Origin of the sequence: Marinomonas mediterranea MMB-1 (genome assembly GCF_000192865.1) — a bacterium.
Lineage (GTDB): Bacteria > Pseudomonadota > Gammaproteobacteria > Pseudomonadales > Marinomonadaceae > Marinomonas > Marinomonas mediterranea.
The window spans coordinates 4,118,196-4,137,336 of the sequence record NC_015276.1; the positions used below are offsets into that span (position 1 = coordinate 4,118,196).

20 protein-coding genes are annotated in these 19,141 nt (G+C 42.7%); 12 read left to right on the forward strand and 8 right to left on the reverse strand.

Going from position 1 to position 19,141, the window contains the following annotated elements; translation table 11 throughout:
* The first annotated feature begins 174 nt into the window (after positions 1-174).
* Both MARME_RS18775 and MARME_RS18780 read left to right on the forward strand, forming a co-directional pair.
* Entirely contained in the window at positions 175-552 is a 378-nt protein-coding gene (locus MARME_RS18775) for a gamma-butyrobetaine hydroxylase-like domain-containing protein (protein ID WP_013662849.1), read from the forward strand.
* Between the two features lie 17 nt (positions 553-569).
* Positions 570-1,196 (forward strand): ubiquinone biosynthesis accessory factor UbiJ, encoded by a 627-nt coding sequence (locus MARME_RS18780; protein WP_013662850.1) that lies wholly within the window; start codon positions 570-572, stop codon positions 1,194-1,196.
* Here the strand turns inward: MARME_RS18780 and lhgO are convergent.
* The 4 genes from lhgO to argS form a co-directional block, all read right to left on the reverse strand.
* Complete coding sequence (gene lhgO / locus MARME_RS18785; RefSeq protein ID WP_013662851.1) at positions 1,193-2,401, reverse strand: L-2-hydroxyglutarate oxidase; 1,209 nt, start codon at positions 2,399-2,401, stop codon at positions 1,193-1,195. The two genes, MARME_RS18780 and lhgO, sit on opposite strands and share 4 nt — an antisense overlap.
* A gap of 63 nt (positions 2,402-2,464) precedes the next feature.
* A complete protein-coding gene (locus MARME_RS18790; RefSeq protein WP_013662852.1) occupies positions 2,465-3,442 on the reverse strand; it encodes an asparaginase domain-containing protein in 978 nt (325 codons plus the stop codon).
* A 119-nt stretch (positions 3,443-3,561) separates the two neighbouring features.
* A complete protein-coding gene (locus MARME_RS18795; RefSeq protein WP_013662853.1) occupies positions 3,562-4,458 on the reverse strand; it encodes a DMT family transporter in 897 nt (298 codons plus the stop codon).
* 160 nt (positions 4,459-4,618) lie between these two features.
* Positions 4,619-6,352 carry an arginine--tRNA ligase gene (argS, locus tag MARME_RS18800; RefSeq protein ID WP_013662854.1) on the reverse strand — a complete coding sequence of 578 codons (1,734 nt, stop codon included), beginning with the start codon at positions 6,350-6,352 and terminating at the stop codon, positions 4,619-4,621.
* Between the two features lie 938 nt (positions 6,353-7,290).
* Here argS and MARME_RS18805 point away from each other — a divergent pair.
* The 6 genes from MARME_RS18805 to MARME_RS18830 all read left to right on the forward strand — a co-directional run bounded on the left by MARME_RS18805 (position 7,291) and on the right by MARME_RS18830 (position 11,146).
* Positions 7,291-7,773 (forward strand): hypothetical protein, encoded by a 483-nt coding sequence (locus MARME_RS18805; RefSeq protein WP_013662856.1) that lies wholly within the window; start codon positions 7,291-7,293, stop codon positions 7,771-7,773.
* A gap of 33 nt (positions 7,774-7,806) precedes the next feature.
* Positions 7,807-8,511: a hypothetical protein gene (locus MARME_RS18810; RefSeq protein WP_013662857.1), complete on the forward strand. Its 705-nt coding sequence runs from the start codon at positions 7,807-7,809 to the stop codon at positions 8,509-8,511.
* A 57-nt stretch (positions 8,512-8,568) separates the two neighbouring features.
* A complete protein-coding gene (locus tag MARME_RS21655) occupies positions 8,569-9,348 on the forward strand; it encodes a toll/interleukin-1 receptor domain-containing protein (RefSeq protein WP_013662858.1) in 780 nt (259 codons plus the stop codon).
* 83 nt (positions 9,349-9,431) lie between these two features.
* Entirely contained in the window at positions 9,432-10,211 is a 780-nt protein-coding gene (locus MARME_RS18820) for a hypothetical protein (RefSeq protein ID WP_013662859.1), read from the forward strand.
* A gap of 110 nt (positions 10,212-10,321) precedes the next feature.
* The gene (locus MARME_RS18825) at positions 10,322-10,519 is read left to right on the forward strand and encodes a hypothetical protein (protein ID WP_013662860.1); all 198 of its coding nucleotides are present in this window, start codon (positions 10,322-10,324) and stop codon (positions 10,517-10,519) included.
* Positions 10,520-10,684: 165 nt separating this feature from the next.
* Positions 10,685-11,146: a hypothetical protein gene (locus MARME_RS18830; RefSeq protein ID WP_013662861.1), complete on the forward strand. Its 462-nt coding sequence runs from the start codon at positions 10,685-10,687 to the stop codon at positions 11,144-11,146.
* A gap of 75 nt (positions 11,147-11,221) precedes the next feature.
* Here the strand turns inward: MARME_RS18830 and MARME_RS18835 are convergent, their stop codons facing one another.
* Together MARME_RS18835 and ilvA are read right to left on the reverse strand one after the other, a co-directional pair.
* On the reverse strand, positions 11,222-11,539 hold the full coding sequence (locus MARME_RS18835; RefSeq protein ID WP_013662862.1) for an antibiotic biosynthesis monooxygenase family protein: 318 nt from the start codon (positions 11,537-11,539) through the stop codon (positions 11,222-11,224).
* Between the two features lie 315 nt (positions 11,540-11,854).
* On the reverse strand, positions 11,855-13,360 hold the full coding sequence (ilvA, locus tag MARME_RS18840; RefSeq protein ID WP_013662863.1) for a threonine ammonia-lyase, biosynthetic: 1,506 nt from the start codon (positions 13,358-13,360) through the stop codon (positions 11,855-11,857).
* A 297-nt stretch (positions 13,361-13,657) separates the two neighbouring features.
* On the opposite strand from ilvA, the gene rpiA reads away from it, so the two are divergent.
* The 3 genes from rpiA to MARME_RS18855 all read left to right on the forward strand — a co-directional run bounded on the left by rpiA (position 13,658) and on the right by MARME_RS18855 (position 16,198).
* The gene (gene rpiA, locus MARME_RS18845) at positions 13,658-14,329 is read left to right on the forward strand and encodes a ribose-5-phosphate isomerase RpiA (RefSeq protein WP_013662864.1); all 672 of its coding nucleotides are present in this window, start codon (positions 13,658-13,660) and stop codon (positions 14,327-14,329) included.
* Positions 14,330-14,501: 172 nt separating this feature from the next.
* A complete protein-coding gene (locus tag MARME_RS18850) occupies positions 14,502-15,461 on the forward strand; it encodes a class 1 fructose-bisphosphatase (RefSeq protein ID WP_013662865.1) in 960 nt (319 codons plus the stop codon).
* A 182-nt stretch (positions 15,462-15,643) separates the two neighbouring features.
* Positions 15,644-16,198, forward strand: a complete 555-nt coding sequence (locus MARME_RS18855) for an outer membrane beta-barrel protein (protein ID WP_013662866.1) — start codon at positions 15,644-15,646, stop codon at positions 16,196-16,198.
* A gap of 52 nt (positions 16,199-16,250) precedes the next feature.
* On the opposite strand, the gene MARME_RS18860 is transcribed toward MARME_RS18855, so the two are convergent.
* The gene (locus tag MARME_RS18860; protein ID WP_013662867.1) at positions 16,251-16,670 is read right to left on the reverse strand and encodes a VOC family protein; all 420 of its coding nucleotides are present in this window, start codon (positions 16,668-16,670) and stop codon (positions 16,251-16,253) included.
* Positions 16,671-17,029: 359 nt separating this feature from the next.
* On the opposite strand from MARME_RS18860, the gene MARME_RS18865 reads away from it, so the two are divergent.
* Positions 17,030-17,767, forward strand: a complete 738-nt coding sequence (locus MARME_RS18865) for a substrate-binding periplasmic protein (protein WP_013662868.1) — start codon at positions 17,030-17,032, stop codon at positions 17,765-17,767.
* 427 nt (positions 17,768-18,194) lie between these two features.
* Here MARME_RS18865 and MARME_RS18870 read toward each other — a convergent pair whose 3' ends face one another.
* A complete protein-coding gene (locus MARME_RS18870; protein WP_013662869.1) occupies positions 18,195-19,097 on the reverse strand; it encodes an IS110 family transposase in 903 nt (300 codons plus the stop codon).
* Positions 19,098-19,141: the final 44 nt, after the last annotated feature.

Sequence of the window (19,141 nt, forward strand, 5' to 3'; positions counted from 1 at the left end):
TTTAATGTACTTTTTTCTTAGCAATGAGAGAGCTATAACCCCCTCCCAACCCCTTAGTAAGGAGAAGGAGTAGATGGCAGATCATTTAATGTACTCATCTCTTAGCTATAAGAGAGCTAAAGACCTCTCCCAACCCCTCAGTGAGGGAAAGGAGCAGATATTGGACAACGCTAAATGCTAACCCCGACGAAGATTCACTATCATAAGAAGTCACGCGAGCTTGAACTCGTGTTTTCAGACAATCAAGCATTTCGATTGAGTGCTGAGTACTTACGGGTGCATTCTCCTTCTGCTGAAGTAAGAGGCCACGGGCAGCAGCTCCCCATTCTGCAATTTGGTAAAAAAGACGTCGCGATTCAAAACATCGAAGCGGCGGGGAATTACGCATTAAAAATCACCTTTGACGATGGTCATGACACCGGGCTTTATTCTTGGGAGTACCTATACAACATAGGTAAAAACCAAGAAGAACTTTGGCAAATGTATCTGAGTCGCCTTGAAAAAGAAGGCAAGACGCGCGACACTTCCGTTATACAAATCCACCAGCTTTAAGCGTCAGAAGATAACCTATGGAATCCATTAGCCTCTCAGCATTGAGCGCCATCGAAAAAGCCATCAACCTTGCTCTTGAGCAAGACTCTCCTTCTTTGGAACGCCTTACTAAGCTGTCAGGGCAACAGATTTTTCTGGAAGTAGACGATTTCAATCTCATACTTCAAGTCCATATTCATGAAACAGGCGTCATGCTGTTTAAACCTGAAAGTATGGAAGAGGTCGAACTGGACCCTAAACTCGATACCCATGTAAAAGGCCCAAGCAGTGCTTACCGTAAGCTACTGGAAGGGGATGGTTTCTTCGACGGAGACCTTAGAATTCAAGGCAATGCTCAAGCCTTAATGACACTACACAAGGTGCTAGAGAACTTTGAATTAGACTGGGAAGGCATACTAGCCGACTACATTGGCGACCTTCCAGCAAGCACGCTTGCGCGTTTGCTTCGCTACCAATGGGGAATAACAAAAGAAGTCTCGACCCAAGCCCGCATCCAACTGGTAAACCACTTACAAAGCAACAGCCAACTGCTGCCTAGTAAAATCGAATTCGACCACCTTGTCGATGATCTAGAACGCTTCGGTGTTCAGCTAGATCGTTTTGAGGCAAAGCTTCGATTATCTGAGCGGAAGAAAAACAGCTAGACCTGCTTATCCTCCACCTTATCGACAATATACTCCCCGATTGGAATCGCCGATGTCGCCGCTGGTGATGGCGCATTGCAGACATGCAAACTGCGTGGGCTTTCTGCAAAAAGGAAGTCGTGAACCAAAGTGCCGTCTCGCATCACAGCTTGAGCTCGAATGCCTGCGGGGTAGCGTTTTAAGTCATCGACGGTAATCTGAGGGCAGTACTTTTGTACCAATTTAAGGTAACCCGGCTTCCAGAGTGAATTTTTCGTTTCAACCAACCCACTCCTAAAATGTTTTTTTGTAACGCGCCAAAACCCAGGAAACGTAATCATATCGAAAATGTCGCGTAAGTCGATATTAATCCGACCATACCCTTCTCGCTTCCAACCTTGTACGGCATTCGGCCCAACCGTGACAGAACCGTCAATCATGCGCGTTAAATGTACGCCTAAGAAAGGTAAATCAGGATCAGGAATGGGATAAATCAGGTGGTTGACAAGATTATTGTATTTTTCAGGCAGCTGATAGTATTCACCACGATAAGGGATAATCTGAAAGTCGGTTTTGATGCCCAGCATCTTCGTCGTTCGATCCGCCATTAACCCTGAACAGGTGACCAAAAACTTCCCTTGATACTCGACTTCACACCCCTGATGAATAGCACCAACCGTAATAAGGTCATCGTATTCTTGAAGTTCCACCACATCGTGCTTTAAGCGTGCTTCTCCGCCTATATCGGTAAAGCACTTAGCCATTTTTGTGGTGACTTCCTGATAGTTCACTATCGCTGTGGATTTGACGTAAATAGCGCCTAGCCCCTGAATGTTAGGCTCACGTTTTTTTAATTGGTCTGCGCTGAGTAGTTCAACATCAATCTCGTTTTGCTGGCAACGCTCAAAAAGCGCCTGCATACGCTCGACTTCCAAAGGCGTCGTCGCGACAAGCAACTTACCGCATTGGTTATAGGGGATGTCGTTTTCTTCACAAAACGAAATCGTTGCTTGCACACCTGCCTTACAGAAGGTTGCTTTGAGGCTACCCGGAGCGTAATAAACACCCGCGTGTATCACACCACTGTTGTGGCCCGTCTGATGCTTCGAAAAGACAGCCTCTTTTTCTAACAACAGCACTTTTTTATCCGGAAAACGTTGCTGCAACTGCCATGCAGTCGAAACCCCAACAATACCACCGCCAATCACAATGTAGTCGTATGTCATATACGTTGCTTATCCCCGACCAGAAACGTCTGTCATTTTATTTAAACACGATTCATACAACCACTATTCAAATTCTGCTCTCAATGCAGCGCCTTCCAAACCACAGCCTATTGCGACATGCAATTTGGTGAAAGCCGCTTCATAGGTCATGTCCTGACCCGAAACCACGCCCGCTTTAACCAATGCAGAACCCGCAGCGTAAGCGCCTGCTACCACAGAACCTGCACCACATTGGCTAACATTAACAATGCACACTCCCCGCTCTGTCGCATTCTTTAGCATTGCAAGTAACGCATCGTCTTTATCTGGCGCATTGCCAGCGCCGTAGGACAACAAAACCGCACCTTTTACTTGGTCAGTTAATAAACCAGACCAACTCTGAGCGCTCACTCCTGGAAATACGGGTAATAAGGTAACGGCACCCGCTTGCATTTCAGGCAACCGCTCGGTCATGTCTTGGTGCTCACTTGTTAGCGGAGTCCAAACCCAATCGATCCCTAATGTTCCTAGAACAGGGTAATTAGGTGAGCTGAATGCCTGCCAATCAGTGGTGTTTGCTTTGTGTGCTCGATTGCCAGCAATGAGTAGACTGCCGAAAAATAAAGACACGCCATGTTTACCTTCATTGCATGCAGAAATCGCGCCCAGTACATTATTTAAGCCATCGGTTCGAGCTTGAAACATAGGGACTTGAGACCCCGTCACAACAACAGGTTTAGAGGCGTTTTCTAACATGTAGTATAAAGCAGATGAAGTATAGGCCATGGTATCGGTGCCATGCAGCACGATAAAGGCATCGAAATCGTCCCATCGTGTCGACACATCCAAGGCAATTTTTCGCCACTCTTCTGGTGTCGCGTTGGAAGAATCAATCAACTCAGGGTAGCGGTAGACACAATACTCATTTTTTACATCGGACTTTGCGGTTACCTCTTCCAGCTGCTTCTGAAGCACCTCGGCAAAATCTGGGTCAGGGATCAGTCCATCATCGGACTCTTTCATGCCAATCGTCCCACCCGTGTAGGCTATGTATATCTTCATCGTTTCTAATCTCCCCATTCGTCTTTCATTGGTCGGCGTTTTCAATAATGGTTACTCATTATATTTTAGCGACCTTAAGAGAATATGCTATTAAAACAAGATATTGCTACGGGGAATCCTCAATGAGATTGCTGTACTGGCTCTTTTTTAGCCTGTCCAAATTTGATGTTTAAACGACTCATATACACACCCGCTAAAGTCGTCACTACGCCGCTAATCTGAACCCATGTCATGCTCTCACCAAAAATAAAATAACTTTCGATCGCAGCGAGAGGAGGCACCAACAGCAATAATGACGACACCAACGAGGCTTGAACTTTACGATATAACCAAACGAGTAAAAAGACACCGCCACATGAAAGAACAAGAATGCCCCAAGCGAATAAGGCAAGCGACGTTGCATTGACAATAAGTAAGCGCTCACCAAGCACAAAGACAAAGACACATGAGACCGCCGCCGCGGCTAAATTTTGTATTGCCATCGTAGTGACAATATCAGATTGAGAAATGGACATCTTCTGATAGACAGACCCAAACGAAAGGCAAAAAATAGCCAAAATACCAAGCGACACCATAGCAATACCGTAACTATGATCCTCGACATGCAATGACGGACCAATAACGAGATACAAGCCAAAGATGGCGACCGCCATTCCAACTAGCCCCGTTGCCGAGGTCTTTTCTTTCATGATTAAAAATGCCAACAGCGTCACAAGAATCGGCTGTAGCGACCCAATCAGCGCCATAACACCAGCGGGAAGCCCATTAGCAACCGCGACATACGCAAAGCCTAAATACAAACCATTAAGCAAAATGCCCGCTAAAATATGCTTAGGAAGTTCAGAAAAAGAAGGAAAGGATCGCTTGAATAAAAGCGCTCCGATAAGAAAGAGAAGCCCTGTCAGTGCAAATCGGATAGCAAGGTAAATGTTCGGATCGACCAACCCGACGATGAATTTACCCGTAATAAAACCCGTTGACCAAATCAAAACCAATAGAACGAAGAAAATCTGCACTGCGAGATCCCTCTCTTTTTATCATTGTTTATTAATAACTATAGTGAGCATACCAGCTTATTTGAACAAATAACGTTCAAATATAAAAAAGCGACTCTTTTTAAAGAGCCGCTTTTTTATCGCATTATTCCATCTTGAAATAAATTAATTCAAGGCAAGATTACATGCGCTCTAATGTCTCGATGCCCAGCAAGGACAACCCAAGCTTCAATGTCGAAGCAGTGTTCAACGCCAGTTGCAAACGACTGTTTTTCACCTCTTCATCGGCTTTCAGAATCGGACAAGCTTCGTAGAAGCTCATGAACGTCCCCGCCAATTCGTACAAGTACGCACACAAGAAATGCGGCATACCGTCATTTCCAACTTGTTGTATCGCTTCTTCAAACTGAACCAACTTAACCGCAAGCGCTCTTTCCTGATCTTCAATCACGGAAATGTCGCCTTGCAAAGCGGCTGCATCAATATCAGCATTACGCACAATGCTGGCAACGCGAGAGTACGCGTATTGAAGGTACGGTGCTGTGTTACCTTCAAAGCTCAGCATCGTATCCCAATTGAACACGTAATCACTGGTACGGTTTTTAGATAAATCCGCGTACTTAACAGACGCAACACCGACTACACGACCAATGTTACGAAGTTCGTCTTCCGCCATATCTGGGTTTTTAGAAGCCACCAGCTTATAAGCACGTTCTTGCGCTTCTTCCAATAACGCAGACAACTTAGCAACACCGCCAGAACGCGTTTTGAACGGTTTGCCGTCACTGCCCATTACCGTACCAAAAGGCATATGCTCAAGGCTGATAGAATCGTCAGCGAAGCCCGCTTTGCGAGACAAAGTAAAGATCTGCTCAAAGTGCAAAGATTGGCGCGCATCAACAAAGTAGAGCGCACGATCGGCTTTCAGAACGTTTTGACGGTAACGAACCGCTGCCAAATCCGTTGTCGAGTACAAGAAACCACCACCGGTTTTTTGCACGATAATTGGCGTAATCTCACCGTCTTTATTGGCGAACTCTTCTAGGAAAACACACTTCGCGCCCTGATCTTCTTTAATCAGACCTTTTGCATCAAGATCATTGATTACATTTTGAAGATCATCGTTGTAAGCACTCTCTGGCATAACATTTTTACGCTCTAGAGAGACACCTAACATCTGGTACGTTTCTTCACAGTGCTCTAGGGAGATATTGATAAAATCTTGCCACAGCGCCTTACACTCTTCGTCGCCAGATTGCAGCTTAACCACCAACTCGCGAGCTCGAACAGAGAAAGCCTCATCATCGTCGAAGCATTTTTTGGCTTCACGGTAAAAGGTTTCAAGATCAGAAAGCGCCATGCTAATTTCACTGCTTTCTGCACGCAGACGTTCCATGTACGCCAACAGCATACCGAACTGAGTTCCCCAGTCGCCCACGTGATTCTGGCGAACCACCTTATGACCTAAGAACTCCAGAGTGCGAACAACCGCATCACCAATAACCGTTGAACGTAAGTGACCAACGTGCATTTCTTTTGCTAGGTTTGGCGCAGAGTAATCCACAACCACCGTTTGCGGCTCAGATACCGTAACAACATCCAAACGCTCACTTTTACGCAAACTCTTTTGCTCTTGCGCTAACCAAGCATTTTTCAGGAAGACATTAATAAAACCAGGGCCCGCTATTTCCACCTTATCCGCAAGATCGGTCAGGTCCAGCTTCTCAAGCACCTGCTCAGCAAATGCACGAGGGTTTGTTTTCAGCTTCTTCGCGACTCCCATGATGCCGTTTGCCTGATAATCGCCAAACTGTACTTTAGCGGATTGACGAACCAGTGCCGGAGACTCTTCTGGTGCGCCCGCTGCGATCATCGCAGCCTGAATTCGTTGATTCAAAAGGGTTTGAATATTCACGTAAAACCTTTTATTTAGATGTTATGCTCATTTTGTTAAGCAGAATCAAAACGTTACAACCCGCGAATCGTAAAGCCGAAACGCGGGTTGTATTTTGTGTTTGTTAATAGGCGCTATGATACCCGATTTTAGAACAGTTATCTAAGCGCAAACGAAAATGCAGAGCGCAAAATACACGAAAGCCACAGAACCCGTATGGCCTATTGAAATCAACCGACCTGCCCCTCAAGCCTTCGAGTGAAAATCTACCTCACGACGCAGACAAGCTCATCTTAAAAAGCAACGGCTTTACCACACCGACAAAAGACCATATTCCCTCCCCTTACCAAAGACGATTAGAGAGAGTTTGCGCACAACCAACACGGATAAAAGGCCGTATTCCCTCCCCTTACCATAGACGATTGGAGAGAGTTCTTGCACACAAGCAACACAGATAAAAGGCCATATTCCCTCCCCTTACCAAGGGGAGGGTTAGGGAGGGGTCTTGTCTACTTCAAAATACATAATATTTCTAAAGTATGCTCCGAAGCGACTATATAGCGCATAAATTAGACCTAAAGCTCTAAGCTTTACTTAATATAGAGACACAAACATCAAAGCTGCTCACAGCCTTACCAAATAGAAAAGCAGGGTGTATATCCAGTCTATTTTTGACCCACCTCAAGAATGGCACACTATTTATATGGTGAATAAAATTCACTTTTTCGCTTTGTCTACTACACTTTCTAAAAGTGAATTAATATCAGGTATATAACGAATGAATGGCCGAAATAGTGTGCCGTAGCGATAAATACATAGACGCATGCTCATCGACATGGCACGATTTTCCTAAAAGGCTAAAACTCTATTTAGATCAAGGTCTTAGAAGCAGGTAAAAATCATACCTGTGCGGTTGAGCATGTCTATTAGTAAAATGTTAAAAGTCACAAGGAGCTACTGTGCAAGAAATCCATGAAAGGGTAATCGTAACAAATGACCTATCGTGCACTAGAGGCAATAGTGAGGTTGCTGTTGTTCACGCCTGCAAGAGTCCATGCCACCAAGGTGCAGTAGGCTACCGAGGAAAGTTACCAAGTACGCACCCAAACTACTTAGTGCTAGAGCAGGAGTATGATTTATTTCTCAATATCATTGACCCACCAATTCCGTTGTTCATGCCTCCGCTATTTACAGAGTTTTTAGCGTTTGCGAATAAACACTGGTCTCAAGATAGAAAGCTGCTAATTCATTGCAATCAGGGGGAGTCGAGAGCCCCCTCACTAGCAATGTTATTTTTGGCGAAAGGTGTTTTTGCTATACCTGATACATCATATGAAGTGGCTAGATTAGAGTTTGAGAAACTCTATTCAAGATACAATCCGGGTAAAGGTATTGAAACGTACTTTTCAAAAAACTGGTCGCAACTTGGCAGCAACTTTTAACAAGGTCAGCCAGAGCTAGAAGTGTAGATAAAAATGAAGAAAATTTACTTTATTCCAGCTGTATGCACAGTATTTATTGGGATACATATACTTACTGACTACAAAATTGATCAATATGTAATAGCTCTGACATTGATTGGCTTGATACCTTGGGCTCCTAAATGGTTAGAAAGTGTGAAATTTGGGGATTTCGAGGCAAAATTCAGAAAAATAAAAGAAGAGTTAGATGCAACAAAGCAGGAAGTAAGTCTACTAAAACACCGGTATTCGGAGCTAGAAGACGATTATCTGAATGAATGTAAAAAGTTTGATCCAGATGCTAGCCCGCAAGTATTAAATAAGTTGGCAACTAGTTTAAAAGGCAAAGCTAAGGGTCTCTCTTCAGTGGACTTTCTATTTCGTGATCTAAACCTAAACTCACCGCAGCATATTGCTTTTGGTGCAGCTTGTGCGATGCAAGTAAGACCAGCTTTCCATGCTCTAGATGCAGTAACAAACCTTCTTTCTGCGCTGGCGAAAAAGCCGGATATCAATGGATATCGTCTTAAAACTATTTATCGCTTACTAATGGCTATAGACGAAGTGGTTCGTTTGAATGAAAAGAATCAAGATGTTGAGTTGGTTTCTAAAAAACAATCAGAAAGCATTAAGAAAATGACTGTACTTGTTGTCGATAATCCCCAGTGTAGAAATGATGATACTGCAAAGCTCGCTAGTAAAATTGCAGAAAAGCTCTAACAAAGCATTGCAGCGGACAAGTCGCTGAATGCGGCGTTAGATTTCATGGAGTAAATTTTGGCTTTCGATATTTTCATTAGTCATGCGAGTGAAGACAAAGAGATTGTGGCTCGTCCAATCGCTTCGTTTCTCGATGAAAACACTGAACTTACAGTTTGGTATGATGAATTTACTTTGAATCCTGGAGACAGCCTTTCGGAGAAGATTGACTATGGCTTGGCTAATAGCAGATATGGTCTAGTGGTAATTAGTCCAGCATTTATGAGTAAAAACTGGCCAAAAAAAGAACTAAGAGGCCTTAATGCACTTAATGTTGAAGGGCAAAATAAACTGATACCGGTCTGGCATAACGTTGCAAAGGAAGAGGTTATTTCATTTTCTCCAACTATCGCAGATGTTTACGCTCTAAATACAGCGAATGGGGTCAGTAGCGTTTGTGACGAAATAATTAAGGTAGTAGTTTCAGTAGAAACATCAATAGATGAACTCATTGATAAGGCTCAAAAACTCTTAAAAGATGGCGAGTTTGAATTAAGTGTTATGAGTGCTTCCAAGGCATTGAGGCAACATCTAGAGTTCATTGCATTGCAAAGGCTTGGGCCAAAGTATTTTAGAAAAAAAGGTATAAAAAGGTTTTCTTTATTACAACTTTTAGATGCTCTTCACTCTAAAGGTGGCATAATTCCTAAAGATAGTGAATCCGAAATAGACCGAAAAAAACTAAACTCTCTGCGAAATATAGCCGTTCATGGCTCTAAAAAAAAAGAACTAGGGTTTAAAAACTCAAATGCGTTTATTGTACAAGTACGTATTATTATTCGTGAAAGTAAAATCTAACAATTCAATCAACTTTGCGTCTTTGGCGCCGAAAGCAGCAAGGCTGCGCCGGTTATTTAGGTGTTAAAGCTCAGGAGATATTATTGGACTTAGTATCAAAATCTGGCTATTCGGTTGCTAATTCATTAGCAAAGTCTTTTGCCTCGAATGTTATTGAGAGATGGACGCGGCATCGTGCAGAGAAGTTTTTCATCGAGTTTCAAAATAAGCTACTTGCAAATCGCTTAGAAGGTGATGTTCAAGTAAATGTATCTGAAGAAATAGAAGAAATCTTATCAACAGATATTGGTAGTGAAGTCGTCTTTGATGCATATAGGCGAGTAAGCCTTTCTAAATCTAAAGATATTGGCCCTCGAATTATAGGAATATTAACTGCTGAGCTTTGTATTGAAAATCGTACTACTAACGACTTTGAAGAGCTGATTTTTTCAGTGGCCGAGACTTTAAATGATTCCGAAATGGCTGATTCAGTAAGCACAATCAAGCATTGGCTCAGCTTATCAAAGCATGGTAAATGTAAAGGATATCTGGCTGGCTCTGCCTATATTGAAGACGACGAACTGAAATATGTGTTAGATCATAGTGTGATTGAGGATATCTCATATATGGCAAACTCAAAGGAAGTTAATCTAAGCACAGATAGTTTATATGAAGAGTTTGGCAGTGGTGTTCAAAAGCTAAAAAGCTTGGGTGTATTAACCACTCGAATACAGCAATCAACTTTTAGTTACCATGAGGATAGTGAACGACACATTGATCAGGATGGTACGGCGCAGGTTACACTAAAGCTAGTTACTTTTCCGCTTAGTTATAGGCGGATTTTATCATTAATAGAGCAAGCGTATTCTGATGCAGAGCTTTAACAAGACCAAGCACAAATGCTCAACAAATTACGCTGGACTCGCTAAAGCTCACCTGTGTTGGCGGCATTAAATGCCAATAATAGTGTAATTAGTCAAGTAATAGAGAAACCATGATTAGGCAAAAGGTTCCTAGCTTATTTAATAAACTAGGAGTGGATTATCAATTAGATGAAAATAACCAACCCAGTGATGAAATGTTTGAGAAAGTTAAAAGAGAGCTAGCTAAACTACAAGGAGCTCTTATTGGGCAAAAGGCGACGCTTTTGCTAGAAAAAGCGGGGCATTCGGTCATACCGACAGAATCATAACGAAGCATTCAAGATTGATTCGAACACCTGTTTTTTCGAAAGGGCTGGAAAGTAATTCTAGTTCAGTAGGTTAGTAAAAGAAGAAATAATCAGACAAGATAAATGAGCATGTGCATTGATAAAATGTACCCATATAACAAACGGCTCAAACGGACAAATAGAGAAATGAAGAAACTGCTTATCTTGATTCCAATTTTCTTTGTCACAGGGTGTGACACCTTGCGGGGAGTTACCAGAGTCGCTTATTTTGAGCCTGTGCCAAATAAAGAATGTGTTATCGCTACTGCCCAGACTATTGAAGGTCTCACAGAAATAGAACACTCAACAGAGAGTGGAGGTAGGCCATTAACTCTTCATGGTATTGAAAAGGCAAACGTGGTTCACCGATATTGGTATACCTACAAAGATATAAAAAACAATTTTTACTTTGTCGAATCGTACAATGGCAAAGTAGAGTTTCGGCATGGGTATGGTTGCCTGAATTGCTACTCATCTCAAGAAGTCATCGACACAATTTATCCATTTATAATTCAAATGGAAAGCAAGCTCCAAAATCAATGCGGTGTTAATAACCTTACGTCGAGCATTAAAGAGTATTGTAGTGGTGTTAAATGTCCAAGTGCATAATCGTTCCGCTACGCTCCATTGGACACGCTGACGCACGCCTTTGCTTGCGGCATTAGATTCCCATAAGTGGATTGATTAAATACCGTAGTCTCGCTCTACCTTTGATATACGAGTTTTGAAGGATGAATACCATTTTTCATGACCAAGCTTTTGAGCATTTTGATGCTCAACATTAGCTTTCCACTGTTTTATGGATTCCAGATCAGACCAGTATGAAACGGTAACACCAACCTCTTCTCTTGCTGACTCTACGCCTAAAAAACCCGTTTGTTTTGAAGCAAGTTCGAGCATTCGATCTGCCATTTGGCCATAACCGCTCTCCTCTTCCGTTCGAAGAGAGGTAAAAATAACCGCGTAGTAAGGGGGCTTTGGTGTGTTAGCTATTAGGGTCATCTTTGCTCCTTTGGATAGCTTATATTTTGTTAATACGCGTATTCATTGTTTTGGAGGGTGCCTTTGGTTTTGTCGTTTAATGGAGAGATATTCTGGCGAGTACGACCCCCTCCCAACCTCCCCCTTGGTAAGAGGGAGGAGCATAGAACTCAGACCCTCAACCCTTGGTAAGCGGGAAAGCATAGAACTCAAACCCTCGATCCTTGGTAAGGAGGAAAAGCATAGAACTTAAGCTCTCGACCCTCGGTAAGGGGGAGGAGCGAAGAGCTCAAGCTCGTTGCCCCAGTGAGGAGCAAGGAGATAAGAGCCCACTTTTTATTTAAAGAACAACTCACACGCGGCGTTGTCGTTTTCGTCTTGGTACGGATAGCCAAGTTCGTCAAGGTAGCGAGTCACGTCTGTTTCCTCACCAACGGCTTGCAAACCGACTAGCACGCGACCGTAGGCGTCGCCGTGATTTCTGTAGTGGAACATGGAGATGTTCCACTGTCCGCCTAATGTATTTAGGAATTTAAGCAAGGCTCCCGGACGTTCGGGGAATTCAAAGCTGTATAACAGTTCCCCTTTTTCACTGCGCAAGTGGCCGCCAATCATGTGACGTACGTGCACTTTGGTGGTTTCATCGTCGGTCAGATCGACAATTTCGTAGTCTTTAAGGTCGTTCAATAATTCCTGACGACTGTCTGGGCTGTTCCCTATCGCGACACCAACAAAGATAACGGCTTGCTCGGCGTCACCATAACGGTAGTTGAATTCGGTAATATTTCGTCCGACTAGTGCCTGGCAGAAACCTTTGAATGCGCCCGGTTCTTCTGGAATTTTTACTGCGATAATCGCTTCGCGTTTTTCACCTAACTCAGCACGCTCGGAAACATGACGTAAACGGTCGAAGTTCACGTTTGCACCGCTGTTGATCGCGATGAGCTTTTTATCTTTGGCGCCCGTCGATTCCACGTACTTCTTAAGACCTGCAAGCGCACACGCTCCGGCAGGCTCTGTTATCGAGCGTGTATCATCGTAAATGTCTTTAATGGCCGCGCACATTTCATCTGTCGTCACGGTAATCACGTCATCGACATTGTCTTTTGCAATCTTAAACGTGTGCTCTCCGATTTCCGCTACGGCAACACCTTCGGCAAATATACCCACTTGATCAAGACGGGTTGGTTTGCCAGCTTTCATCGCGGCCTTCAAACAGGCTGCGTCTTCTGGCTCAACGCCAATGACTTTGATTTCAGGACGAAGGTATTTTATGTAGGCTGCGACTCCGGCTATTAGACCGCCGCCACCGACGGGAACGAAAATCGCGTCGATATCACCTTCAATTTGGTGCAAGATTTCCATGCCGATTGTGCCTTGACCTGCGATGGTATCGAGGTCATCAAACGGATGAACGTAGGTTTGGCCTGTCTGAGCCATGATTTCTTTCGATTTGACAGATGCTTCATCGAACGCATCGCCAAACAGTACCACTTCGGCACCGTGATTACGGACAGCGGATACCTTTACATCAGGCGTGGTCGCTGGCATGACAATCGTTGCTTTCACACCTAATTTTTTCGCCGCAAGCGCTAAGCCTTGAGCATGATTCCCCGCTGATGCGGCAATAACGCCTCGGTCTAACTCTTCCTGCGATAACTGACAAATTTTGTTATATGCCCCACGAATTTTGAAAGAGAAAACAGGTTGAAGGTCCTCTCTTTTCAAAATAATCTCGTTACCCAATCGCTTTGACAATTGATTGGCACGGGATGCGGGTGTTTCCACAGCGACGTCATAAACGCGCGCCTGTAGAATTTTCTTTATGATTGTGTGGGGCATAAGGGTTCCTAACAAATTATGTACGTATTGCACCTAATAGCGCTGTTTTTCAGTCTGCCTTTTTAAAGAGATAAGCTGACCTTGAAAAACGGAACAAGAAATATACTCTTTCCAGCTCTTTAGGCCAAGAGAAGCAGGGCTTATGCCGCAATTTTATCCTACTTTATTAACCTCTTTTTTCCTCTACAAAGCGGTAACATTACGCTCGTTAAGTGGCTATAATATCGCCACCTCCATAGGTAACCATCGAAGCTCTGTGCTTCTTTAAACAAACTTAATGAATAGGTTCTGCTTAGCATGACTCAAGACGAACTCAAAAAAGCCGTTGCGCAAGCGGCTGTCGAGTACATCCTTCCCCTTCTTGAAGAAGACACTATTGTTGGTATCGGCACCGGCTCCACCGCGAACTTGTTTATCGATGAACTAGCACAACATAAACACCTTTTCGACGGCACGGTCGCAAGCTCTGATGCGTCTGCTGAGCGTTTAAAAGGTCATGGTATTCCGGTATACGATCTAAACAGCGTTGCGGGTATGCGCGTTTACATCGACGGGGCAGACGAATCTAACCACTATTTACACCTTATAAAAGGTGGTGGTGCTGCATTGACTCGTGAAAAAATTGTAGCGGCATGCGCAGAAGAGTTTGTCTGTATTGCTGACGAATCAAAACTTGTAAACGTTCTAGGCGACTTCCCTCTTCCTGTTGAAGTCATTCCAATGGCACGCAGTTATGTGGCTCGTGAGCTTGTTAAGTTGGGAGGCGACCCAGTTTACCGTGAAGGCGTTGTCACTGATAACGGCAACCATATTCTTGACGTTTACAATTTAGAAATTGTCGACCCAATCAAGCTTGAGAACCAAATCAACTCAATTGTTGGTGTGGTTACTAATGGCTTATTTGCTTCACGCCCAGCGGATGTTTTATTGCTAGGTACGCAAGAAGGTGTGAAAACACTGAAAGCCTAATACCTCTGTTTTTACTCGCTGCCTGCTAAAAGGTAGGCAGTGAGCACTTATACTTAATTGATTAAGCTGAAAATTCTCTTAAAAACCCGCCCGATATCTCGAACTCTAGCTGACTCTACCTAAATGCAGTGGCATAATTTCTATATCAACTCATAAAAAGGAAATGCTCAGCATGCAAACCCTCGCACAAGTTTTGAAAGCATCAAATGCTCCTGCTGCTCTACAAGACGTACTGACCACGACAACGAATACGTGCATCGATATATGCGAAGCACTTCATAAAGGTTCGTTGGCTGGCATATTAGGCGTTGCAGGTAATGAGAATGTTCAGGGAGAAGAACAAAAGAAACTCGATGTTATTTCCAATGATATGTTGAAATCCGACCTCATGAACTGCCCAGCGGTTCGCGCTGTTGCATCGGAAGAAGAAGACGACATAGTGCCTGCAAATACCGACGGCGAGTATTTGATCGCATTCGATCCATTAGACGGTTCTTCCAACATTGATATTAATGCAATGGTTGGTACCATTTTTTCTATCTATCACGATCAAAGTACACAGCCTGCAACTGAAGCCGACTTTCTAAAACCAGGCTCAGAACAAGCTGCCGCGGGTTACGTGCTTTATGGCCCCTCTTGCATGTTGGTCTTATCCACTGGAGAAGGTGTAAACATGTTCACTCTTGATCCTGAAAAAGGCGAGTTTGTTGAAACTCAAACTGGTATTGCAGTAGCAAAAGACACTCAAGAGTTTGCGATCAACATGTCTAACCAACGTTTCTGGTCTAGCAACATGCAAAGCTATGTTGAAGACCTTGTCGCAGGTAAAGAAGGCCCTCGTGAGAAAAACTTTAATATGCGTTGGGTTGCAGCCATGGTGGGCGATGTACATCGCATTCTATGTCGCGGCGGCATCTTTATGTACCCTTGGGACAGCAAAGACCCAAGCAAGCCAGGTAAACTTCGCTTAATGTATGAAGCAAACCCAATGGCGATGCTAGTCGAGCAGTCAGGCGGTAAAGCACATACTCATACGCAACGTATTCTGGATATCCAGCCAGAAGGCATTCACCAACGTGTTCCAGTTATTCTTGGTGCCGCTAACGAAGTGGATAAGTGCCTAAGTTATTAACATTGAAATAATAGCTATGTCGTTTCTGACTAGTGGGGATAACCGAAAACGGAGCTGAAGAGCTCCGTTTTTTTGCTATATTAACCATGCTTTTATATTTTGGAGGTCTCCCCTTTTGTTCTACCTGCGGGGCTGATACGATGCAGTCCATTAAGAAAACTTATCATATTGGGACACAGGAAATGAAAAAGCTAATAGCTAGCTCTATATTAATTGGAGTAAGTGGCAGCCTTTTTGCCGCAGGGGAAAATTTAGACAATTACCTTATTGTAGGGCTTTCGAGCTCTTCTTATGATGGCTATAGTCCTAGCAGTTCAGACATAAATGTTGGCATTGGGTTCCCAATTAATAAAGCAATAAGCATTGAGACTGGCTACCACATTTTTGGCGAAGTGTCAGAACCAGCAGACGATCCAAATAGATTTGATATAAGCACTGTGTCCGCAACGGCTCTCTACGCTGTAGCAAAATACAGCCATTACTTATCGGACAACTTTTCTGTCTTTGGAAAAGCAGGAGTAGGGCTTATTACAGTCACTGGAAAAAGGGAGATCAGTTACCCGTCAGGAAGCTCACAATCTTCTTCCTATTTCGAAAACGAAGAAACTGAAACCAAGTTAATTTATGGTATAGGCGCAGACTACAAGTTTAATCAAGATTGGGCTATGTTTGCTGGCGCATCTGCATACTCGTCAGATATTCAAACATTTGAAGCAGGCATCCACTACCATTTCTGATTCTGATTCTGATTCGGATGTGAGAGTAAATCACCTTACTCTCACATCCACTCTAAACTCTGGTCGCCATAGGGTGGTCTGGATCGAGTTGAAGTAAGTCCCAACGATTTCCATATAAGTCTTCGAACACGGCGACAATGCCGTAGTCCGCTTGTTTTGGCTCTCGAACAAATTTGACTCCATCGGTCACCATACGATTATAGTCCCGCCAAAAATCATCGGTATTAAGAAATAGAAAGACTCTTCCGCCAGCTTGATTGCCCACAAAATCGAACTGCTCGGGTTTAGATGCTCTTGCAAGCAATAAAGTCACGCCCTTCGCACCAGGTGGTGATACCACAACCCATCGTTTATCTTGTTCTGGTTGATAAGTGTCTTCTATCAACTCAAATTTAAGTTTGTTTACGTAAAAGTCGATTGCTTCATCATAGTCTTTTACGACAAGTGCGATATGAACAATCGACTGCCTCATTTAAGGTCTCCAAATACATTTCTATAAATTTATACACATGTACACAGGCTTCCTAAAAACAAAATGAATCGTATTTATTTCTAAAGAAGATTAGCGTAAGAGGTTACAAAAAATCTAGAAATCACTCAATGACAGCACTTATGGGCTTCATTAACATTTGATTATTTCAACAACTTGAGCGACTGGCTAAAAATACCAATTCTATTCGTACTCGCTCTATTCGATAACAAAACGTGACAATATATTCTGTTTCTCAATAGGAAAAGTTAGATTAGAATGAATTTGTTCACTAAATCATAAAAAACAATCTGCGTCACCTTTTAAATAAACAAAAAAATTAATTGAAAGGAACTTAAGATATGAAATCGCTAAAGTTATTTATATCCGCTATCGCTATTGCCTTTCCTCTTATTGCATCAGCACAAACCGTTAAGTTAACCACTATGAACTGGTCTCCCTTCTATGCTGAAAGCTTGAATAATGGTGGTTTTATTACTGCTATTGTTGAAGAAGCTTTATCTGAAGCAGGCTACGACAGTGCTGTAGAATTTACTGGATGGCAAACAGCACTCGATACGGTGAAATCAGGTAGTAAAGATGCACTTATCGGTGCTTACTATACCGAAGAACGAACTAAAGATTACTATTATTCCATTCCGATTTATACCGTATTAGTAGGCCTAATCAAGACCTCTGATTTCCCACTGAAAAACTACAATTCTTTTGAAGCAATAAATGACTACAAAATAGGTAAAATTGAAGGCTCTTCTATTGGAGCTTCCTTCGATGCCTTTAAGTTTTCTCAGCTTCATGAATTTGATTCAGTAAGCAGCGCAGTAAAAGCATTAACTATGGGTGAAATCGACCTTTATGCGGATAATCTAGCTGTTGCAAAAGATGCGGCTCAGTCATCGGGCCTTGACAGTTCTCAACTACAGATTTTGCTTCCACCATTAGAAAAGAACGACCTTTATTTGTTAATTTCAAAATCCATTCCTAATGCAATGGAACTTAGAGACGCATTCAATAAAGGACTTTTTGCAATTCAAGCCTCTGGTAAATTCGACGAAATCTTAACGGAGTTCAATCAACAATAGACCCAATAAGAGAAGGACACTGGTTCGTGTTCTTCTCTTTCTGTCTACCGGTTCATTTTTCATATCTAAATACCTTATGCTTTGACCCGTCTCACCTTATAGTATCCTTAGCGTGTCTATAAAAGCGATTTCCACAAGCTTGAAGCCCTCTGGTTGCGATGTCAGTTGATCTACAATGGCTTGAATTGAAAGGTTTAGTTTTAAAGTATCCATAGTCTATCTTTTGTTAAATTACTTGTTTTTTGGTTGAAACAAAATCCATTTAATGAAAGAGAGGCCTTTTATTCCCCCCCATAGACACATTCATTTGGAGCGGTATTAGTTACACTACGCTAATCAGCAATCTATTTATTTGATATTTAGGAAGACTTTTTGGAATGCTAGTTCATGACCCCTCCCTCTTTCTAATCAAGCCTTTTTTAGCTATTTAGACTATTTGAGGCTTGTATTCGCTTTGATGCTTTACAACACCAAAACAAATTTGTACAAGCTTTCTCATTGCTGCTCCGAGTGCTTGCATGTGAGTCTTTCCACGACTTTTTAGGCGCTCATACAGCGCTTTTACATCAGGGTTATGTTGCTTTGCTACAACAGCTGCCATATAGATTTTTGCTCTAACATTAGCTGGCCCAACCTTTGATAACATTGAGCGGCCTTTTAGTGTCCCTGATTCTCTAATTCTTGGAATTAGTCCCAAGTAGGCTGATACAACAGACCCTACACCAGGAATGCTTTCTAGAAAGCGTCTATTTACTTTCAATGTTGGATGATTATCAATATGCGTATCAAGCTCCTCAATTAACCTATTTTTCTCTTTGACTAAGACAGAGACAATAACAATATAAGAATTGGCTGCGATTTCAGCTTGCTCCTTTCGATTCAATTCTCGTTGTATGTCTTTCTCTATCGACTCTATTCGCTTGATCAAGACCTTTAGCTTGCGTACTTCAGGCGCTTCAGGAGTCCATAGTTTTGGCGTCACCTGATAGCCAAACTTGGCTAAAAGCAAACGGTCCGATTTATCTGTTTTGTGAGTTACACCAAGTGCCTTAGCAAACTCTTTAGACCTTGCTGGATTAACAACGCTAACTTGAAACCCTAGCTGAAATAAATGGGTAGCAATGCCTTCGTGATAAACACCAGTTGCTTCTAGAGTGACATGAAGTTGTTCTGGCTGTGCTGTCGTGACTTTAGTGAGCCATTGAGCAATACGTTCAAAGTCTTCCGGATTATTTTTAAAGACTTTCGTTTTGATTTTTTCTGATAAGACGTCTTTTAGCCAAAGACAGTCTAGCTTATTTTTTCCGACATCAATTCCAATATAAATCATTTACCTTTATTTCCCTTGTACATGCAGCATCACTGTAAAAAAAC